This is a genomic window from Rhizobium sp. No.120 (assembly GCF_054558365.1).
Window position 1 is genome coordinate 135,631 of record NZ_BAAJNQ010000010.1, and the last position, 18,722, is coordinate 154,352.

17 protein-coding genes and 1 pseudogene are annotated in these 18,722 nt (G+C 59.6%); 6 read left to right on the top strand and 12 right to left on the bottom strand.

The window, feature by feature from the left end; all coding sequences use genetic code 11:
* Positions 1 to 150: 150 nt before the first annotated feature.
* Entirely contained in the window at positions 151 to 843 is a 693-nt protein-coding gene (locus ACYJRZ_RS23970; RefSeq protein ID WP_459463226.1) for a response regulator, read from the top strand.
* Positions 827 to 1,885, top strand: a complete 1,059-nt coding sequence (locus ACYJRZ_RS23975; RefSeq protein WP_459463228.1) for an ATP-binding protein — start codon at positions 827 to 829, stop codon at positions 1,883 to 1,885. The genes ACYJRZ_RS23970 and ACYJRZ_RS23975 overlap by 17 nt, the downstream gene beginning before the upstream one ends.
* Positions 1,886 to 1,930: 45 nt before the next feature.
* Here the strand turns inward: ACYJRZ_RS23975 and ACYJRZ_RS23980 are convergent, their stop codons facing one another.
* The 12 genes and pseudogenes from ACYJRZ_RS23980 to ACYJRZ_RS24035 form a co-directional block, all read right to left on the bottom strand.
* A complete protein-coding gene (locus ACYJRZ_RS23980; RefSeq protein ID WP_459463230.1) occupies positions 1,931 to 2,806 on the bottom strand; it encodes an NmrA family NAD(P)-binding protein in 876 nt (291 codons plus the stop codon).
* 98 nt (positions 2,807 to 2,904) lie between these two features.
* Positions 2,905 to 3,762: a helix-turn-helix domain-containing protein gene (locus ACYJRZ_RS23985; protein WP_459463232.1), complete on the bottom strand. Its 858-nt coding sequence runs from the start codon at positions 3,760 to 3,762 to the stop codon at positions 2,905 to 2,907.
* A gap of 219 nt (positions 3,763 to 3,981) precedes the next feature.
* The gene (locus tag ACYJRZ_RS23990; protein WP_459463234.1) at positions 3,982 to 5,076 is read right to left on the bottom strand and encodes a hypothetical protein; all 1,095 of its coding nucleotides are present in this window, start codon (positions 5,074 to 5,076) and stop codon (positions 3,982 to 3,984) included.
* 327 nt (positions 5,077 to 5,403) lie between these two features.
* Positions 5,404 to 7,032 carry an MFS transporter gene (locus tag ACYJRZ_RS23995; protein WP_459463236.1) on the bottom strand — a complete coding sequence of 543 codons (1,629 nt, stop codon included), beginning with the start codon at positions 7,030 to 7,032 and terminating at the stop codon, positions 5,404 to 5,406.
* 246 nt (positions 7,033 to 7,278) lie between these two features.
* Positions 7,279 to 8,127 carry a xanthine dehydrogenase accessory protein XdhC gene (gene xdhC, locus ACYJRZ_RS24000; protein WP_459463238.1) on the bottom strand — a complete coding sequence of 283 codons (849 nt, stop codon included), beginning with the start codon at positions 8,125 to 8,127 and terminating at the stop codon, positions 7,279 to 7,281.
* Between the two features lie 5 nt (positions 8,128 to 8,132).
* A pseudogene (locus ACYJRZ_RS24005) lies at positions 8,133 to 8,408 on the bottom strand (xanthine dehydrogenase molybdopterin binding subunit); the annotation flags it as partial.
* 468 nt (positions 8,409 to 8,876) lie between these two features.
* Complete coding sequence (locus tag ACYJRZ_RS24010; RefSeq protein ID WP_459463240.1) at positions 8,877 to 10,529, bottom strand: GMC oxidoreductase; 1,653 nt, start codon at positions 10,527 to 10,529, stop codon at positions 8,877 to 8,879.
* 30 nt (positions 10,530 to 10,559) lie between these two features.
* Entirely contained in the window at positions 10,560 to 11,642 is a 1,083-nt protein-coding gene (locus tag ACYJRZ_RS24015) for an ABC transporter ATP-binding protein (protein ID WP_459463242.1), read from the bottom strand.
* A 4-nt stretch (positions 11,643 to 11,646) separates the two neighbouring features.
* Positions 11,647 to 12,531 (bottom strand): carbohydrate ABC transporter permease, encoded by an 885-nt coding sequence (locus tag ACYJRZ_RS24020; protein ID WP_459463244.1) that lies wholly within the window; start codon positions 12,529 to 12,531, stop codon positions 11,647 to 11,649.
* Positions 12,531 to 13,418, bottom strand: a complete 888-nt coding sequence (locus ACYJRZ_RS24025) for a carbohydrate ABC transporter permease (protein ID WP_459463246.1) — start codon at positions 13,416 to 13,418, stop codon at positions 12,531 to 12,533. The genes ACYJRZ_RS24020 and ACYJRZ_RS24025 overlap by 1 nt, the downstream gene beginning before the upstream one ends.
* 70 nt (positions 13,419 to 13,488) lie before the next feature.
* A complete protein-coding gene (locus ACYJRZ_RS24030) occupies positions 13,489 to 14,721 on the bottom strand; it encodes an ABC transporter substrate-binding protein (RefSeq protein WP_459463248.1) in 1,233 nt (410 codons plus the stop codon).
* Between the two features lie 59 nt (positions 14,722 to 14,780).
* The gene (locus tag ACYJRZ_RS24035; RefSeq protein WP_459463250.1) at positions 14,781 to 15,734 is read right to left on the bottom strand and encodes a sugar phosphate isomerase/epimerase family protein; all 954 of its coding nucleotides are present in this window, start codon (positions 15,732 to 15,734) and stop codon (positions 14,781 to 14,783) included.
* A 221-nt stretch (positions 15,735 to 15,955) separates the two neighbouring features.
* Between ACYJRZ_RS24035 and ACYJRZ_RS24040 the strand changes: the two genes are divergently transcribed.
* The 4 genes from ACYJRZ_RS24040 (at position 15,956) to ACYJRZ_RS24055 (ending at position 18,670) form a co-directional block, all read left to right on the top strand.
* Complete coding sequence (locus tag ACYJRZ_RS24040) at positions 15,956 to 17,032, top strand: LacI family DNA-binding transcriptional regulator (RefSeq protein ID WP_459463252.1); 1,077 nt, start codon at positions 15,956 to 15,958, stop codon at positions 17,030 to 17,032.
* A 134-nt stretch (positions 17,033 to 17,166) separates the two neighbouring features.
* Positions 17,167 to 17,490 carry an ArsR/SmtB family transcription factor gene (locus ACYJRZ_RS24045; protein ID WP_459463254.1) on the top strand — a complete coding sequence of 108 codons (324 nt, stop codon included), beginning with the start codon at positions 17,167 to 17,169 and terminating at the stop codon, positions 17,488 to 17,490.
* The gene (locus tag ACYJRZ_RS24050; protein ID WP_459463256.1) at positions 17,487 to 17,918 is read left to right on the top strand and encodes an SRPBCC family protein; all 432 of its coding nucleotides are present in this window, start codon (positions 17,487 to 17,489) and stop codon (positions 17,916 to 17,918) included. The genes ACYJRZ_RS24045 and ACYJRZ_RS24050 overlap by 4 nt, the downstream gene beginning before the upstream one ends.
* Positions 17,919 to 18,049: 131 nt before the next feature.
* Positions 18,050 to 18,670 (top strand): YdeI/OmpD-associated family protein, encoded by a 621-nt coding sequence (locus ACYJRZ_RS24055; protein ID WP_459463257.1) that lies wholly within the window; start codon positions 18,050 to 18,052, stop codon positions 18,668 to 18,670.
* The last annotated feature ends 52 nt before the right edge of the window (positions 18,671 to 18,722 follow it).

Genomic DNA, 18,722 nt, shown 5'->3' on the forward strand with positions numbered 1-18,722 from the left:
AGGGCGCGAGTGGCACTTTCGTCCGAGCCTAAGCAAACATTGGGATTGTTGGTCTTTGGTCGATGTTTTGTGGAGGTTTCATGAACGAGTGCAGAGGAATGTTGACGTGCAGACCCTGTCTGACGTTTCTTTCCGATAAAGGAGCCTTGGATGGAAAATGCGTTGATATTGATCGTCGAAGACGAGCCGGAAATCTCCGATATTCTCGAACGCTATTTTGAGCGTGAGGGGTTTCGCGTGCTGACGGCCTCGGATGGCGAGATCGGGCTTTCCCATCACCAGCGGCTGCGGCCCGACCTTGTGGTGCTCGATGTCAAGCTACCGAAACTCGACGGTCACACGGTGCTTGCCACCATTCGCCAGAGAGGCAATACGCCTGTTATCATGGTCACGGCGCTCGCAGACGACCTCGACAAACTGCATGGGCTGCGCTCCGGCGCCGACGACTACGTGGTCAAACCGTTTAACCCTGTCGAGGTGGTCGCCCGGGCGCGGGCGGTTTTGAGACGGGCGACGGGAAGTGCTGCAAATAAATTGCTGCGGGTCGGCAGGCTTGCGATCGATCCGGTCGCCCACATGGCTGTCGTCGAGGACGGCGAAAGCCGCATGCCGTTGAACCTGACGCGCACCGAGTTCCGCATCCTCGAATATATGGCAGGGTTCCCGAACAGGGCCTTCGAACGCAGCGAAATCGTCGATGCCTGCCTTCCCGAAGGCGATGCGCTGGACCGCACCGTGGACAGCCACATGAGCAAACTTCGCCGAAAGCTGGATGCCGCGGGTGTCGGCGATCTTCTCAACGGCGTGCGGGGAGTGGGTTACCGTCTTGGCGATTTCGGTTAGCAACAGCCTTAACAGGCAAATCATCTGGTCGACGACGATCGTCGCCTTCGTCGCCCTGTCGGTGATGTTCTTCGGATTCCTGATCTACGGCTATGTCTACGAATGGCTGTTCAAGGACGCCGCTCCGCCGGACGATTGGGCCGTCAGCGATTTCGTCGTGCTCGCCATCAACGTGGCGATCGGGCAGGCCGTCGGCGCCTATGTCGGATGGCGTCTCGCCAGACGCCTGGTCAAGCCGTTGACAGCCGTGACCGAGGCTGCCCGCCTCATTGCGGATGGAGACTTTGCCGGCCGGGCGACCGGCGAAGGCAATTTCGGCGAAGCGGACCGTCTGATCAGCGACTTCAACCGCATGGCGGAAGAGCTGCAAAGGGCGGAAAAGGAGCTCCAATATTCGAATTCGGCCATCGCGCATGAGTTGCGCACGCCGCTGACAATTCTGCGCGGCCGCATGCAGGGGCTGGCGGATGGGGTGTTCGAGCCGAGCCACGAGGTATTCCGCGGATTGATCGGCCATATCGATGCGCTGACCCGCATCGTCGACGATCTGCGTACCCTTTCGCTGATGAATGCCGGGCGCATGGAGCTGCAGCAATCGCGTTTCGACGTTGGAGAAGAAATTGCAGACATCATCGATTCCGTTGGGCCGTCGCTTGCCAGCCTCAGCATCAGGATCGAAACCGACTTGCAGAAGATGGCTGTCATCGCCGACCGGGCACGAGTCCGGCAGGCGGTGCTTGCGCTCATCGACAATGTCGCACGCTATGCTCCAGGCTCGACGCTGCGTATAGCCTCATACGAGGCCAGCAGCCTCTGCGTCATCATGGTTTCGGACAACGGCCCCGGCATGACGGCTGCTGAAAGCGAACGGGCCTTCGAGCGGTTCTGGAGGGCCGACGATGCGAGAACGCGAAGAGGCGGAGGGTCAGGTCTCGGTCTCTCGGTCGTCAAGGCGATTGCCGAGGCGCATAGCGGCCACGCCACGATCGACAGCCGGGAAGGTGGCGGCACGACCGTAGTGCTGACGATCCCGCGCTGCTGAAACCGTGCGGGGCAGCAAACGCGTGTTGCAGGCACGCGGCAATTCTCATGCGCTGAGAATCCGCCGCAACGCCTCCACCAATTCGGTTGTACCTCGACGGATCTCGCCGACACCCTTCTCTGCGTCTATTCGGCCCGCATTATGGGCGGTATAAAGTTCAACCAGCAGGCGTGTATAATCTTCGGAAAGGCCTGCCCGCATCAGGGCGGCCTGCCATTCGGTCTCCGGAAGCGATTGGGCGACGACATTGCGGCCGGTCAGTGAGCCGATGGCCTCCGCAACGTCGTTCGGCGTATAGCGGCGAGGACCTTCGGCATGAGCGATCCTTAAAGCGGTGTTCTGCTTCTCCAGAAGCAGTTCGGCCGCGATCGAACCCACGTCATAAGCTGAAATGGTAGGAAGAAGTTTGGTCAGCGGATGATAGAAGCTCGGCAATCGGCCGCTTTCTGCCGCTACCTTTGCCAGGCGCGCCCAATTCTCCATGTGCTCGGCTGATCGCAGCAGGATAAGTCTTTCGGTCTCCAGCCGACGTAGCCGCGCTTCAAGCGCGTGGAAGATCAAGGTGACGCCGGTGCCGGAGCCATGCTGCGCGCCATAGTCGGAAATCGCGAGAATGGTTTGCGGCTTGGCGGCTGACAGTGCCTCGCCAATGTGGTCCACCAAACGTCTCATGCCGGAATAGGCCTCGGCGGCACGAACATCGACTGGGCAGATGATCTGGACGGCGCGCGCCCCTTCGAATGCGGCCGTCAGCGCCCGATGGTCATGCACATCGGCAATGGCGATCTCGCAGCCGAGATCTAAAAAGGCCTGCGCTTTCGAACCGTCGCGCAAAATTGCGCGAACCGGGACGCCAGACTTGCGCAGTGCGGCGATGGTCGTGCGGCCAACCTTGCCCGTGGCGCCCAGAATTGCGTGCATTGCATCTTCTCCTGTCGTTTCCCTGCAGGTTAACCCTATGGACGCATCGGATCGCGCAGGTTCGGATGGTCAATGGCAGGTTTGGACGACAATCGAAATCACGAATGCATTCGGCTCAGCATGCCGGGGGTAAGTCCGAGGATGCGCCGCATCCAATGCGTCATGTGGCTCTGATGGGCAAATCCGCTCGCCACAGCGATCTCGGCGAGCGGCATGTCGGCGGAGAGAATGAGCGATTTGGCACGCTCGACCCGGCGCGTCAGCACATAGTGATGGGCCGGCATGCCAAAAGTCGTGCGAAAGAGCGGCTTCAAATGTGACACGCTCAAACCAACCGTCGCGGCGAGATTGGCAAGAGATAGAGATTGATCGATATTGGCTTCAATAAAGTCCACCAGGCATCGCTGTTGGCGGTTGGTCAATGTGGCGCCTGTCGCGGTTACGTCTAGCGACGTTTGTCTGCTGCCTTCCACCAGGCGGATCGCCAGCGCCAGGCCTAATGCTTCGGCATAAGTCCTGTCCGATGGAACGGGCGACTCGATCTCGGCCTTGATTGCCCAGGCGATCGATTCAATCCGGGAATCCCGAAGCTGGAATTTTGGTGCCAGAGAAACCGTGTCGGGATTTCTGCCGAGTGCTTCCGCGGCCGATCGAAGGAGTTCCTGCTGAATATTCAGCCGCAGAATGGTGCAGTCCCCATCATCTTCCCACCAGCCATCCAGCCCGGCGGGAACGATGTCGATATCGCCATGCGCCTGACGACGCCGATATTGACGGCCGTCGCATTCACAAAAGGCATTCACCGCCCGTCCGAAATGAATGCCGAGCCTATGCGTTTGCGATCCCGGCACATGGGTGCGGCCGGCCCGGATGCGAAGGAAATTTGCCTCCAGGCCTTTCCAGGCGCGATCCTTGCTCGAGAGAAGAGCTGTAGCGGCATTGTTGAACTGGCCCATGATTATGCGCTTCCGCTAAATCCACCGTCCAAATAGAGGGCGATTTCGATCCGGAGAATATAGGTGGGACGGCGTATCCGGTCGAGTTGTCTTCGGAAACATATACCGGTCGCGTCATCGGTAACGTTTTTGCGCCGGAGATCAGGAAATGAACGGCAGAATGGCCGAGTGAACGCGGTCTCGCTGGAGAGGCCGCGTCCATCGAGGCTTAGTCGAATATTACTTCCAGCTCGTATAATCCGAGGCGGCGCAGCCGAAGGGGGCGCGTTGATCGCCGAAGCGCTTCTTCAATTGATCGCAGCCCCAGCGGTTGAGAGACGCCGGCATCATATTGTTGAGATCCATGGCGGGCGACGTGAATTGCGAGTCGGCGCTGGTCACATACCAGATCCAGTAGCCGAAAATTCCGATAATGAAGAGAAATAGCACGAGGAAGCCCCTGGCAAGCCGTGCCATGGCGGACGGCCCTCTCTTCCCTGGGGCAACGAGTTCCGGTGGATGAGCGCCAAGTTCCGCTGTGAGCGGACCGAGAATGCCAGCGCGCTCCTCCGGCGAGATGTCGATGCGTTCCAGTCGGCTGTCCAAAAGCACCGGGAGGGCCGAGTTTCCATGCCAGACAGCGAGCGCTACGGCCTTGCCGCCCTGTGCGCCCACCACCAGAGGCTCCTCTCCGGGTCCGAATTTCGTATGAGCCGTCCGTCCGGTTTTCCTGCCGGCGATCTTGTCGGCATAGGTCACCATCATCGGCTTGCCGCGTCGCTGAAGGGCGGTGATTTCCACAGGGACCGGCTCGAGCTGGGCAGCCTGGCGCAATTGCCCGCGCACATGCCATACGCGCAGGATCTGAAAGATCATGGCGATGGAGGCGCCGCCGAGAAGTGCGACGAAGACGGCAAGCGTTATGATCCGGTTCCAGAGCATATCGAGCCCGAGGCTGAGTGTTGCCAGGTCCGGATGATCTCGGGAAATGACGAGATCCGTGTCGTAGTCGCCGGTGTGGATGTCGACGAACATGATTTCGACATCCTTGTCGTAGGTCTGTCCGTTATAGGCGTATTTAAGATGAGCTTCGCAGGTGGTGAAGAAGCCTTTTCGCGTCGAGCATTTTCCGTCGCGGATATCGCCATCGACGAGATTGACGGGGTTTTGGCTGATCGTCCAATCCCTTAATATGCCCGGCGCTTCGTAAATCGTCATGAAGACCGTAAGCGCGATCAGGATCAGCAGGGAGAAATAGACGGCCTTCGGCATCGTGATCACGCCCTGAGCAAGCATGATGGCTCTCTGGGGAAGCTTAATCGTCGGAAATGTCATTGTCTGCCTGAACTCCGAATGGTTGCGTAGGCAGTCGCAAGGCGAGGAGAAAAGCATATGCTTCGCAAATCCTGAGGGTCCGACTTGGCGCCTACATTGGCAGCGCGGAAAAATAGGCACTTTGCTTGCTAGCTCAATATATGGTTGTGGGTCATTCCCCGACTTTATGATGAGATGGATATCAAATGCCTTCAGGGTGTGATCTTTTTGTCTCGCAAAATCGACCGACGAAGCCAACCCAAGCCGGTTCGGCTCGAAGCTGAATTTCAAGATCGAAAAGGCAGGCAACATGGCAACTGCCGCAGTGGCAGGTCCGCAGCCGCTCCCTTATGTCGCATCGAGATAGGGCTTCAGGGGCATATCGTCGTGCCGGGGTACCGTCTGCCGTTCGATCATGTGGTGGATGACGGGTGGGCCGTCGCCGCGATGCAGCCTGTTCAGCTGTTCGGCGACCTCGACATCGGCATGTGTCTGGCGCTGGCCGTGGCGGACATAGTCGATCCAGGTCGGCAGATGGTAGCTTTCCGTCCAGGTGTTCGGTTTTTCCAGATCGCGCAACAGCGACCATTGCTTGGCGCCGTCGCGGATTCTCATCCGGCGACGCTTTGCCATGACAGCCAGAAACTCCTCTACGTCCTCCTGCTCGATGTCATAATCCACCATGACCAGGATCGGGCCGCTTCTGGGGCGCAGGTCGAGCTGCAATTGCGGTTCGCTGAAGCTATTCGTCGGATCGAGATTAAGAGATTCGAAGTCCGGCTGGCGCAACAGGAGGCCAAGCAGACCACCTGTGCCGAGAGCAGCGCTTGCGATGAGGAGAGCGCCGGTGACGCCATGGGTATCGGCCAGCTCGCCCCAAAGCCAGCTACCTATGGCCATGCCCCCAAACGTGGCTGTCTGGTAGAGAGACAAAGCGCGGCCGACGACCCATCGCGGCGTGGAAAGCTGAACAGTGACGTTGAACAGCGAAAAGGCCTGCACCCAGGCGACCCCCGCCGGCATGAGCAGAAGGCAGCTCAGCCATACCTGATCGCTGAGCGCCAGGAAGAAGCAACTGATGGCCAGCGTGAAGAAGGCACCGCGGATGACCCATTCATTGCTCAGCGCATCACGGATACGGCCGATCAGCATCGCGCCGCAGATGGCGCCGAAACCAAAGAAGCCAAGCATGATGCCGTAGGTGATTGCAGTGCCATGCACATGATCGCGCGCAACAAGAGGCAGCAGAGCCAGAATGACGATCGCTGTCAGACCAAAGACGAAGCTGCGGCACATCACCTTGAGCAGGTTCGGCGACATCTGGACGTAGCGAAATCCGGCCGACATCGCGCTGCCGAAAGACTCCCGTGGCAGCGCATTGCGCACAGGAGCCTTCTTCCAGCGCCACAAGGTGAAGATGAGGGCGAAATAACAGAAGACGTTGAAGAGAAATGCGAAGGCCGCGCCCGCAGCCGCAACGATGACGCCGCCGATCGCCGGCCCGATGCTGCGCATGAGGTTATAGCTCATGCTGTTGAGCGCCACCGCGCCCGGCAGATGCTCGCGCGGCACGACATCGCCCATGGAAGCCTGCCATGAGGGGTTGTGCAGCGCGCCGCCGCAGCCGATCAGGAATGTGAAGCAAAGCAGCAGCCAGGGCGTCAGGGCATTGCTGTAGGACAGCGCCGCCAGTGTTGCCGATACGCTGAGCATCAGCGTCTGCGCGATCAGCATGATCCGTCTTCGGTCGTAATTGTCGGCGAGCGCGCCGGCGGCGAGCGAAAAGATCATGACTGGCAACGTCGTGGAGGCTTGAACCAGTGCAACCATGCCATGGGAAGTGGCAAGGCTGGTCATCAGCCAGGCAGCACCCACACCTTCGACCAATCCACCGAGATTGGAGATGAGTGTTGCCGACCAGAGAGAACGGAATGTCTTGGATTGAAACGCGACGAGCGGGGAGCTTCTCTTGGGCATGTCGGCTTTTCTTCGCAGGATTGTCTTGCTCGACGGCAAAGCGAACTCGCTCAAAGCGTGGGCGCCGTCGAGTCGGTATCAACCCTATAGTGATTTGCTAACTTCCGAAACGATTTTGGAATAATATTCTCGCCAATGACGGCGGAATTGAGCTTTGGTCGAGGCCGCTCGTTAATTGGGAAGCAGCTCCTGTGAGCCGCGGAGCCATAGGCGTGCTGTTCGCCAACCCCTTCAAGCAGTTGCCTGTCATCCGATAGCAGGTTTTGCCGTGGCCGACCGTGCTGCAGCCGCCCAGGTCAGCGCCGCCGTCATGATCTCGGCGGCGGCAAGCGTGGCGATGACAGTAGGGCGTTTGTCTTTCACCGCCGTTCCGCCGATCGGACAGACAAGGCGATCGAAAAGCTCCACTTGGCCGCTTTCGTGCGACAGCCAGTTGCGGAAGGTGGCGCGCTTAGTCTTGGAGCCGATCATTCCGACATAAGCGGCATCCGAGCGCTTGAGCGCTTCTGCGGCGATCAGGAAATCAAGCGCGTGGTCATGGGTTAATATCACGAAGCTGCTGCCGGCCGGAGCATCGCACACTACGGCTTCGGGCATGGCCGTGAGACAGGTTTCGACGCGCGGCAGGTTGGAGGCGATCAGCTCTTCTTCCCGCGTGTCAACCAGGACGACACGCAGGGGGGCAAGCGAAAGTGCCAGCGCGAGCGCATCGCCGACATGGCCTGCTCCGAAAACATAGACATGCGGTCGGGCGGCCATTTCCCGGTCGCTGCGGACCATAAGCTCCTGCGCAAGTTCAGGAGTGACTGCCCTGAAGACAAGTCCAACCCGGCCACCGCAGCATTGTCCGATCTCCGGCCCGAGTGGCACGTTCATCGGCTCGGCCGCGAGACCTGAACGCAAGGCGCGCCGCGCCTGGTCGATCGCCATATATTCGAGCTGCCCGCCGCCGATTGTCGCGAAGATCGACCGTTCCGACACCAGCATCCAGGCGTCGGTATCGCGCGGCGCGGAGCCCGCGACATCAATGATCTCGACGAGCATCGACATCGGCTCCCGATGCAGGAAATCGCAGATGTCTTCGCGGGCAGGCATTACCTTCACTCCTTTTGTCCAGCCTTGAGGCGCTCGATCGCTGTCGGCGCCCGTTCGGGCGTTGCCAGTGCGTCGAGACGCTGGCAGATCTGGTGGCCGGCCGCGCTCGCCACGACATCCGAAAGCGCATGCAAGACGGAAAGGCCGAGTGGCAGCGGCGATTCGCCTACAGCGTTCGAGCGACGGATCGTCGGCTCATTGGCTTCCGACCGGTCGGCCAGAGCCACATTGAAAATCTTTGGCCGATCGGATGCAAGCGGGATCTTGTAGGTCGAGGGCGCGCTCAAATTGAAAAGTCGTTCAAGCATTGTTCCTCCCCAAGCGTTCGAGACGCTCGCCAAATCATGTACCTGCCTCGCATCTCCTCCAGATGCGGGCGGCGAGAGGTGCTTTCGACGCTTCGTGCGAGGAGGATTGCGCGCTTTTAATGGCTTTGCGCACTAGAGCCGGATTTCCCCGCAATTCGCGAAAGACATTCTAATTTTTCAAGCTGTTTCGGCGCGAATTTCTTCTGAGTTGGGCGCCGTTTCGGGGTGGTCGAACTCATCCCTTACTCCTGCATAATCGCTCGATGCAGCCCAGCAGAAGGATATGCACGATATTTACAGTGGCAAGGTGATAAAGCCGAACTATTTCGGTTCGATGATGGAACCTGTCTACATCGCGGCTGTGGAGGAGTGCGGCGAGCCTCCACATCTAAAATGGAGGCCGACCGAAGTTGTGAATGCTACTCCGAACGGAGTGCCTGATCATATTTGTCCGGCGCGATATTGATCGGCAATGTTCCTGCAGGCACGGATGGTCAGGGCCATCACGGTCAGCGTGGTGCCGGCAATGCCGCTGCCCGGAAAGGCGGAAGCATCCGTCACGAGCAAATTGGGGATGTCCCAGCTCTGATTATGGGCATTGAGGACGGATTCCTTGCTGGATGTCCCCATGCGTGCGCCGCCGGTTTCATGGATGGCGGCGCCCATGCACATGGTCTTGCGGAACCACGTGCGGAACATGAAGCGGCTGAACGGATCGGCATCGGGGAAGGCGCCGCGGCCCATCTCCCTGAGACCAGTAGGAGAGCCGATGAATTCCAGATCGCCCCCGACGCTGCGTACCATGTCGATCAATACCTCTTCCTGCCGGCGCAGCAGGGCATGTTCCTCCTCGCCCATGACGCATCGGATATGGGGCACCGGAATCCCCCAGGCATCCTTCCGTCGTGCATCGAGCGTGATGCGATTGTCGGCATAGGGCAGCATGCGGCCGAAGCCGAAGAAAGCGAGCCGTGAAGGTTCGTCATCCGGTGTCGGCGCTCGACCGATGCTTCCCTGATAATCGAAATCATCACGGCCCGCGTCGCCTTCTCCAAATCGCGGCACGAAGATGCCGCCCGATGGATTGTAGAAGGGATCGGCAGGCGCGGAATCATCGGCCGCCCATCCCTTGGCTTTGGAGAAGGAGCCGAAGGCAAGACACGGAAGCTGATCCATGAAATAGTGCCCGAGCGCGCCCGAGCTGTTGGCGAGCCCATGGGGATGGCGAGCTGTGGCCGAATTGAGAAGCAGCCGCACACTTTCGATCGGCGACGCGCAAAGCACGACGATGGTGGCGCGCGCGGTCTCGACCTTGCCGGTCGCGCGATCGATGAACTCGGCACCCGTCGCCCGGCCGCCGGCATCGTCGGTGGTGATACGGCGCACGATGGCGTCATGGCGGATGGTCAGCCGTCCGGTCGCCAACGCCTCGCGCAGTGGCTTCGGCGTCCGCTCGGCATCGGGCGCGATATAGCGCCAGGAAACGACATGCCGCTTCGGCCAGCGTCCTTCGACTTCCGTCTTGAAGATTTCTTCGGCCGGCGTCAGCTTCGCCGGATGGGCGTAGACGCCGTCGGGCAATGTCTCCACGCCATCCTCGTTGCCATAAAGACCAAGGTTCGTTTCGACCTCGGCATAATAGGGCGCCAGCTCATCATAGGAAACCGGCCAATCGACGCCCTTGCCGGTCTTCGAGCGGATCTTGAAATCATCGTCCGTCCAACGCAGCAGCACCCGGCCAAAGCTGTGCAGGCGGCCGCCGCCCTGACGGCCGCGTATCCACAGGAATGGAGCATCCTTCGGGGTCGTATACGGGTTTCTGCGATCATTGACGAAGAAATGGCTGAAGCGTTCGGCAAAGAAGGCGGCGCGCGCCTGGATGGGCTGGCCCTTCAGTGTGGCGCGGGCGCGCTCCCAGATATTGATACTGCTGGCCGGCGCCTTCTTGCGGTTCGGATCGAAATCTTTCTGGGTCACCGCCGGCCCGGCCTCGAGCAGCAGGACCGACAGTCCTTGGGCGGTCAATTCCTTGGCGGCGAAGGAGCCAGCGGCGCCGGAGCCGATTACCAGCGCGTCATAGACAGTCTCAGACATGGATAATTTCCGTATGCTTTGGAAGTGGTTTTAGAGGCGGGCGCCGTCAGCGCCGAAGAGGGAGGCCTTGGCGATGTCGAGGCCGGGCGTGATCGCCGCACCTGGCTGAAGGGCGGCATCTCCCATGATGCGATAGGAGAGGCTTTGGCCCGCCCAGTCGAACCACAGCACGGTATCGGCGCCCATCGGCTCGACGACCGAGACAGTGCCCGGGATGGTAGGCCAACCCACGTCGGCGCCATTCGGCGCGATATGCTCCGGCCGGATGCCAAATGTGGCGGGGCCTGCCTTGACGGCGCTGAGGAAAGGATAGCCGGCGAGGGGGATGGCAAGTCCGTTGCTTTCGAAGACCGGCGCGTCCGCCTTGGAAACGATCTCGCCCTCGATGAAGTTCATCGCCGGCGCCCCGATGAAGCCGGCAACGAAGAGATTGGCCGGACGATGATAGATTTCGGACGGGCTGGCGAGCTGCTGGATCACGCCGTCCTTCATGATGGCGATGCGATCGGCAAGGGTCAGTGCCTCGACCTGATCATGCGTGACATAGATCATCGTGTTGCCGAGGCTCTGATGCAGCTTCTTGATCTCGACGCGCAATTCGTTGCGCAGCTTGGCATCGAGATTGGAGAGCGGTTCGTCGAACAGGAAGACGTTCACTTCGCGCACCAGCGCGCGGCCGATCGCGACGCGCTGGCGCTGGCCGCCCGACAGTTCCGAGGGGCGGCGGTCGAGCAGTTTGTCGAGATGCAGAAGCGAAGCCGTGCGGGCGATGCGCGCCTCTATCTCGGCCTTGGGAAGACCCGCCACGCGCAGGCCGAAGGAGAGATTCTTGCGCACCGACATGCGGGGATAGAGCGCATAGGATTGGAAGACCATGCCGATGCCGCGATCCTTCGGTTCGGCCCACGTGACGTTCCTGTCCGATATCCAGATCTCGCCGTCGCTGATATCCTGCAGGCCGGCAATGGAGTTGAGCAGGGTCGACTTTCCGCAGCCGGAGGGCCCGAGCAGCACGAGAAATTCGCGCGGAGCGATGTCGATCGACATCTTGTCGATGACGGTGTGATCGCCATAGGCGATCCTGAGATCCTTGACCGAGACGGCAGGCTGCATGGCGTTACCCCTTGACGGCGCCGGCGGCGACACCACGCAGGAACCAGCGGCCGGAGAAGAAATAGATGGCGAGCGGAACGATGGCGGTCAGAATGGTGGCAGCCATGTTCACATTGTAGGCACGCTCGCCCATGGTGGTGTTGACGATGTTGTTGAGCTGCACTGTCATCGGCAGATTGTCGCGCCCTGCAAAGACCAGGCCGATCAGGAAATCGTTCCAGATGCCGGTAAACTGGAAGATGGAGGCGACGACGACCATCGGCACCGACATGGGCAGCATGATCTCAAGAAAGATCCGCCAGAAGCCGGCCCCGTCGACGCGGGCCGCCTTGCAGAGCTCTTCGGGAACGGCGACGAAATAGTTGCGAAACAGCAGTGTCACCAGCGGCAGGCCGAAAATCACGTGAACGAGAACCACGCCTGCCACTGAATTATAAAGGCTGAGATTGGCGAGCAGCCGCACCAGCGGATAGAGGAAGATCTGGTAGGGGATGAGGCCGCCGGCCATCAGAAGCCCGAACAGCAGGCTCGAGCCTCTCGGCCGCCAGAAGGACAGGGCATAACCGTTGATCGCGCCGATGAAGACGGAAATCGCCACGGCCGGCACGGTGATCTTGACCGAATTCCAGAATCCGATGCGCACACCCAGGCATTGCGTGCCCATGCAGGCACCCGACCAGGCGGTTTTCCAGGCGCTGAAATCGATGGTCTCAGGGAAAGCGAAGATGCGACCCTGGCGAATCTCTTCCATCGTCTTCAGCGAGGTGACGAGCATCGTATAAAGCGGCAGCAGGAAGAAGAGCGCGGACAGGATGAGGAAGGCATAGAGCCCGATCTGGCCTGCCGTGAGCCGCGACGGCTTGGGACCACGTGGATGAAGAGCCGCCATCAATGTGCTCCCCTTCTCCTGGCGCGCATATGGAGCGCGTAGCGAAACGGTGCGACGGCCATGACGACCGAGAGCACGAGCACGGTGGCGCCGGCGCTCGCAAGGCCGAGGTTCTGGCGCTCGAACAGATTGTCCATGATGAATTTTGCGGGAACCTCGGTTGAATAACCGGGGCCGCCGCCGGTCTGCGCGACAATTAGGTCATAGGTCTTGATCACGCCCATGGAGAGCAGCATGCCCGATGCGGCAAGCGCAGGTCCAAGCTGCGGCAGGATGATCGAGGTATAGATGCGCCAGACCGGAATGCCGTCGATCTGGGCCGCTTTCCATTGCTCCTCGCCGATCCCGCGCATGCCCGACAGTGCGATGACCATGACGAGGCCAGCACCCTGCCAGACGCCGGCGAAGACCACCGTATAAATCGCCATGTCGCGATTGACGATCCAATCGAAGACGAAGCCCTGCCAGCCGAGCGCTCTGACGGTCGCCTGAATGCCGAAGGTCGGGTTCAGCATCCACTGCCAGATGAGGCCGGTAACCACGAAGGACATGGCATACGGATAAAGGAAAATGGTGCGAAATAGGCTTTCGAAGCGAACCTTGCGATCGAGCGCCGCGGCGAGCACGAAGCCGAGAGCAAGGCAGCCGGCGACGTAGAGAACGCCGAAGATCAGCACATTTTCCAGGGAGGCGAGCCATCGCGATGTCCGGAACAGCTTGGCATATTGGGCAAAGCCGACATAGCTGGACGACGGGAAAATGGTCGAATCCGTAAAGGAGAGGCGTACCGACCAGACCATGGTGCCGATATAGACGACGATCGCGGCAATCCATGTCGGCAGCAGAGCAAAGGTCGCAGCAAGGGGACGTCTGCGCTTGGTTTGCATAGGCAAACTTTCTCGAAAGGATGGGCGGAGCCGACCGACCGTGAACTCCGGTGATCGGCTCGCTGGAAGGCTATTCGAAGATCGCGAAGAACTTCTCCGCATCCGAAGCGCTGTCCTCGGACGGATTGCTCCAGAACTCGTCGACGAAGTCGTTGAGTGCGCCGGCCTGCTGCGGCGAAAGGATCAGCGCCTGATCCGGCACGATCTTGCCGGCGCTCATCAGCTCGAGACCTTTTTGCGCACAGGTATCCAGCTTGGATTTGTCGACATCGGTCCGCATCGGCACCGAGCCCTTCTTCAGCGAGAATTCGACCTGCACGGCCGGATCCATGGCGACCTCTGCAAGCAGGGTCTGACCTTTTTGCGCGGACGCATCGGCGATCTTCGGGAAGGAGAAGGAATCGGCGACATAGACCATGCCCGGCGATTGCGGCACGAGCATGCAGCCATAATCCTTGCCCAGTTCCTTGCCAGCGGCAATGAATTCACCCTTGGCCCAATCGCCCATGAATTGCACGCCGGCCTTTCCGGTGATGACCATGGCGGTCGCGTCGTTCCAGTTGCGGCCCGCGGCACCCTCGTCGACATAGGCGCGGAGCTTGCCGAGAATATCCAGCGTCTTCTTCACGCCCTCGACGGATGTATCGCCCTTGTCCTTGTTTGCATAGATCTTGAGGAAGCCATCAATGCCGACCTGCGTCAGCAGGATCATGTTGAAGACCTTGGCCTCCTGCCAGGATTGGCCGCCCCAGGCGACGGGCTGAATGCCGGCGGCCTTGAGCTTATCGAGTGCCGAGAAGAATTCATCCCAGCTCTTCGGCTCGCCGGTGAGGCCGGCCTTGGCGAAGGCATCCTTGGAATAGAACACCCAGCTCTCGCCATGGGCACCGGTCGGGGAGAGATAGACCTTGCCGTTATAGGTGATGAGGTCGTAGATCGATTTCGGCAGCACGTCAGCCCATTTGCCAGCTTTCGCCACATCGTCGATCGGGTTCATAAGTCCCTGATTGACGAAATCGGCATTGGCAAGGCCGAGCACGGCCTGCTTGGCGGTCGGCGGATCGCCTGCGACCAGACGGTTCTGGAAAGCGGCATCGGCCGCGCCGAAGCCGGCAATGGAAGAGTCTTTCCAGGCGCCGCCGCGCTTTTCGAATTCCTGTTTGACGACGCTGAGGGCAGCGGCTTCGCTGCCTGATGTCCACGAGGTCATCACCTCGGCCTGCGGCTTGTCTTCCGCATGGGCAGGAATGGAAGCCGTAACGAGCGCGGCTCCCATCAATAGCATTTTCACTGTATCTTTCATCGTTCCACCTCTTCAGGAAAGCCCTCTTGGTGGGGCTATTCGTTTTCGGATTGTTGGTATCAGCGATAAATCGGCAAGAGCGCCTGTCTGACCAGCGTCAGGCCGTTGGCAATATCGCCGACCGGATCGGGCGCCGCATCCAGCTCGAGTATCGCCCAGCCTTCATAGCCGCGGTCGCGCAGGAGCCTGGCCCAGCCCGGCCAGTCGACCCGGCCGAGACCGAAGCCGCAGAAATAGTGGCGATGGCGGTCATGGATATGTTCGTCGATGACGGTGTCGGCCGGCATCGGGCCAAGTGCATCCTTCCAATGGGCAATGATGACGCGCTCATGGTGACGATCGACAAGCTGCAGCGGATCGGAGCCGGCGACGATGATATGCGCCGTATCCGGGCACATATGCACGTAGGCGGGATCGGTCAGCAGCATCAGCAGATCGACATCGCGCGCTGCCGCAAAGATCGAATGTGCCTCGGTGTGGAGAGCGAGCCGCACACCCTTGACGTAGAGAGCGGCACCGAGGCGATTGAGGAAATCGGCAATCTTGCGCGCCAGCTCGAAATCGAAGAACCGCACCGGCTGAGCGCCGAGCGTCTGGCGAAGCGGCGCACCGATGACCATGATGTCGCTGCCGCACGCCTTGAGGAATTCGGCGTATTTTTCGGCCTTGTCGATGATGGCCGCCTGGGCGGATGCCTCGGTGAAATCGCCGGCGGCTTCGAGTTCCGCGAAGAAGCCGCTGGCAAGAGTCAGTCCTCGCCGAGTTAGCTCTGTGGCAAACTTCTCGACCGAACCATAGGTCTTCGTCGCATCCTGCCAGTTGAAGGGCGAGAAGGTCAGCTCGACACCGGTAACGCCGGAGGCTTGCACGGCGTCCAGTATCTTATCCCAGAAGCCACGCGGCTCGTTGCGCGATATCGCGATGATGCCGTCATAATCCTCCACGCCCCAAAATCCGGGGTGGAAAAAGGTGACGAGATCGACACCAAAGCGCAGCCGTTCCGTTGAAGTCATGAGACTATCCGTTCGTAAGACATGGAAGATCGCTCGCTGAACCATGGTCCACGACAAATAATCCATAATGATTTCAATGCACTGTGATTGGCAAACGTTTGCCGTGCCTGAATAGTAGACAAGTCGCTTTTTTATGCAAGCGATTTTTGGCAAACGTTTGCTAAATGGTAGGGATTGCCGTAGCATCCCCGCGCGACAGGCATTGGGGAGGACGCCAAAAAGTGAAGAATAACAAGGATCTGCCGGCAGAAGAGCATTCCGGCCCTTTGATGGCTGACGTCGCTCGGCTGGCAGGCGTCGCGATCTCGACGGTGAGCCGGGCGCTCGCCAATCCCGGTCGTGTGAACGAGAAGACGCGCGCCAAGATCGATGCCGCCGCCAGGCAGCTCGGCTATACGCCCAATGCCATGGCGAGGGGGCTTCGTGTCGGCAAATCCAATGTCGTCATGATCATTCTGCCAGGCTCGCTCTATTATGGTGTCTCGCAGGTCATTCCCCTGGTCCTGCAGGGGATAAACCGCTCGTTGAGCCAGAATGGCTACCATCTGATGATTGCCAACCTCGATCGCGACGAGGCTTCCGAGCGCCATATCCTCGATCTGGCTTTCGGCGGCACGGTACGTGGCGCCATCATTCTCTCCTCGGATCTGCCGGTCCATGGCGGTCGGTCACTGAAGGATTCCGCCCTGCCGATCGTCTCTCTTTTGTTCGATATGAGCCACGCAGCCCTGCCGAGCGTCGTGACCAATGATCGGCAGGCCGTCCGCGAGGCCACGGCCGAATTGATCGCTCTCGGCCACCGACGTTTCCTTTATCTTGCCGGTCCGGAGGGCAATTATCACGATAGAGAACGCTATCTGGGTGCCGTTGAAGCGCTTGCGGCCGCGGGTCTGCCGGAGACGGCGATCGTGAGGTCCGGCGGCAGCCTCGACTATCAGCATGGTTTCCAGATCGGCGTTGCCGCGGCGGCGGATTTTGCCGATCTCACCTTGAAGCCCACGGCCGTCATTGCCACCAGCGACGACATGGCGATTTCCTTCATAAGCTGCGTTCAGCGGATGGGCTGGAAAATTCCAGCGGATCTTTCCATCGTATCCTTCGACGGCGCTCCCGTTTGTGAATATTCGCTGCCGCCGCTGTCGACCATCGAGCAGCCGGTCGAGGAAATGGGTCATGTGGCCGTGAGCTTGCTACTGGAACGGATCGATGCGCCCGAGAAGGCGACGACCTTGCGTCATGTCATCGAAAGCAAGCTTATTCGGCGTGAAAGCTTCGGTCCGGCACCATCAGCTGTTTAGGGACGACTCTGCATCACTCTCATCAGGGCGCAAAGCACTCGCCAAACAGGGGCATCACTGCAGCGAGAGCATTTGACTTATTCATAACTCTCTGGCTATGAATTAATTCAATAGCCAGAGAGTTATGAATTGCCATGGCAGATGCGCACGATCCAATTTTCCGAGCTCTCGCCGATCCGACGCGGCGAGCGATCTTCGAGCAATTGTGCCGGAATGGCGATCAGACCGTGGCTGCACTCACCGCTTATGCCGGAGTGTCGCAACCCGGTGTTTCGAAACATCTCGCCGTTCTGAAACAGGCGGGGCTGGTGAGTGATCGGCACGAAGGACGTCAGACGCATTATAGCGTTCAGCGAAACGCTCTTGAGCCGCTGGTTGATTGGGCAAGCCAAATGAAAGGCTTTTGGGAGAGCAAGCTCGACGATCTGGAAGACTTGCTTGGCAGGATGGATCAATGAAGGAAGTATCGCAGAAGGTGCGCGCTGTCGTCGTCGAGCGGGAAATTGCCCACCCGCCCGAACGAGTCTGGCGAGCCCTCACTCAGCCGCATCTGTTGGCGGAATGGCTGATGAAGAACGACTTCGTTCTCGCATTAGGACATAAGTTTACTCTTCGCGGCGACTGGGGCGGTATCCTGGATTGTGAGGTGCTCGTCATCGAACCTCATAGCAGACTGTCCTATACGTGGAATTTCGCACATGATGAACCGGCTTTCGATCTAAAGAGCGTTGTGACGTTCACGCTCACGCAGACGGATGGAGGAACTCATTTGCGCGTGGAACAGCTCGGCTTCGGCCCGGATCAGAAACAAGCCTATGGAGGTGCTAAAGCGGGATGGCGGCAGTTCCTCAACAGACTTGAACAGGTGCTGACGAGCGCAAGTTGAGGCCATTGTCAGTGCGCCAGGGACACAATCATGGGCGCATGGTCTGGCTACTTGCTTTCACCAGGCCTTTATTCTGCCCGAGCTGACGGTGTGGATGCTCCAGATGGCCGGAATATGAAGGGGATGAGGAGATGATTACCGATATCGAGGACTTCTTTACCAAGGGATGCGGGCGCTGCGAACGCTTTGCTACACCGGAATGTTCGACGAGGCTGTGGATTGACGGTCTGAACGAACTGCGGCGAATCTGTCTGGAGGCGGGACTCGTCGAGACGGTGAAATGGGCCCATCCATGTTACGTGCATGAGGGGCGCAACATCGTTATCATCGGCGCCTTTCGCGGCGATTTTCGGCTCACTTTCTTCAATGCGGCACTGATGAAGGATCCCGAGGGCGTGCTCGAAAAGCAAGGGCAGAATACCCAGCATCCCGATATGATCCGTTTTGTTAGCAATGACGCCGTGACGAAGATGGAGCCCATCATCCGAGCCTATCTGAAGGAGGCCATGGGATATGCGGAAGCCGGCATCAAGCCTGCCAAAGAGGTGGGTGAAATCGAATTGCCGGACGAGTTGATCGAGGCGCTGGATTCCGATCCCGAACTGGCGGAGGCTTTCCACGATCTGACGCCAGGGCGAAAGAAAAGCTATGTGATCAACCTCGGCTCCGTGAAGAAGTCCGAAACCCGGGCGGCGCGAATTGCGAAATTTCGCAATCATATTCTCGCCGGAAAGGGCGCGCTGGAGCGCTAGCTGGCAATTGATGTCTCCTGCTGCTCGATCGTCTCATCCGCTGATGAGATCG

Bases quoted from the DNA above. Each gene is read 5' to 3' on its own strand.
- ACYJRZ_RS23970 (WP_459463226.1), top strand. From the start codon at position 151: ATGGAAAATGCGTTGATATTGATCGTCGAAGACGAGCCGGAAATCTCC.
- ACYJRZ_RS23980 (WP_459463230.1), bottom strand. From the start codon at position 2,806: ATGCACGCAATTCTGGGCGCCACGGGCAAGGTTGGCCGCACGACCATC.
- ACYJRZ_RS23985 (WP_459463232.1), bottom strand. From the start codon at position 3,762: ATGGGCCAGTTCAACAATGCCGCTACAGCTCTTCTCTCGAGCAAGGAT.
- ACYJRZ_RS23990 (WP_459463234.1), bottom strand. From the start codon at position 5,076: ATGACATTTCCGACGATTAAGCTTCCCCAGAGAGCCATCATGCTTGCT.
- ACYJRZ_RS23995 (WP_459463236.1), bottom strand. From the start codon at position 7,032: ATGCCCAAGAGAAGCTCCCCGCTCGTCGCGTTTCAATCCAAGACATTC.
- xdhC (WP_459463238.1), bottom strand. From the start codon at position 8,127: ATGCCTGCCCGCGAAGACATCTGCGATTTCCTGCATCGGGAGCCGATG.
- ACYJRZ_RS24010 (WP_459463240.1), bottom strand. From the start codon at position 10,529: ATGTCTGAGACTGTCTATGACGCGCTGGTAATCGGCTCCGGCGCCGCT.
- ACYJRZ_RS24015 (WP_459463242.1), bottom strand. From the start codon at position 11,642: ATGCAGCCTGCCGTCTCGGTCAAGGATCTCAGGATCGCCTATGGCGAT.
- ACYJRZ_RS24020 (WP_459463244.1), bottom strand. From the start codon at position 12,531: ATGGCGGCTCTTCATCCACGTGGTCCCAAGCCGTCGCGGCTCACGGCA.
- ACYJRZ_RS24025 (WP_459463246.1), bottom strand. From the start codon at position 13,418: ATGCAAACCAAGCGCAGACGTCCCCTTGCTGCGACCTTTGCTCTGCTG.
- ACYJRZ_RS24030 (WP_459463248.1), bottom strand. From the start codon at position 14,721: ATGAAAGATACAGTGAAAATGCTATTGATGGGAGCCGCGCTCGTTACG.
- ACYJRZ_RS24035 (WP_459463250.1), bottom strand. From the start codon at position 15,734: ATGACTTCAACGGAACGGCTGCGCTTTGGTGTCGATCTCGTCACCTTT.
- ACYJRZ_RS24045 (WP_459463254.1), top strand. From the start codon at position 17,167: ATGGCAGATGCGCACGATCCAATTTTCCGAGCTCTCGCCGATCCGACG.
- ACYJRZ_RS24050 (WP_459463256.1), top strand. From the start codon at position 17,487: ATGAAGGAAGTATCGCAGAAGGTGCGCGCTGTCGTCGTCGAGCGGGAA.
- ACYJRZ_RS24055 (WP_459463257.1), top strand. From the start codon at position 18,050: ATGATTACCGATATCGAGGACTTCTTTACCAAGGGATGCGGGCGCTGC.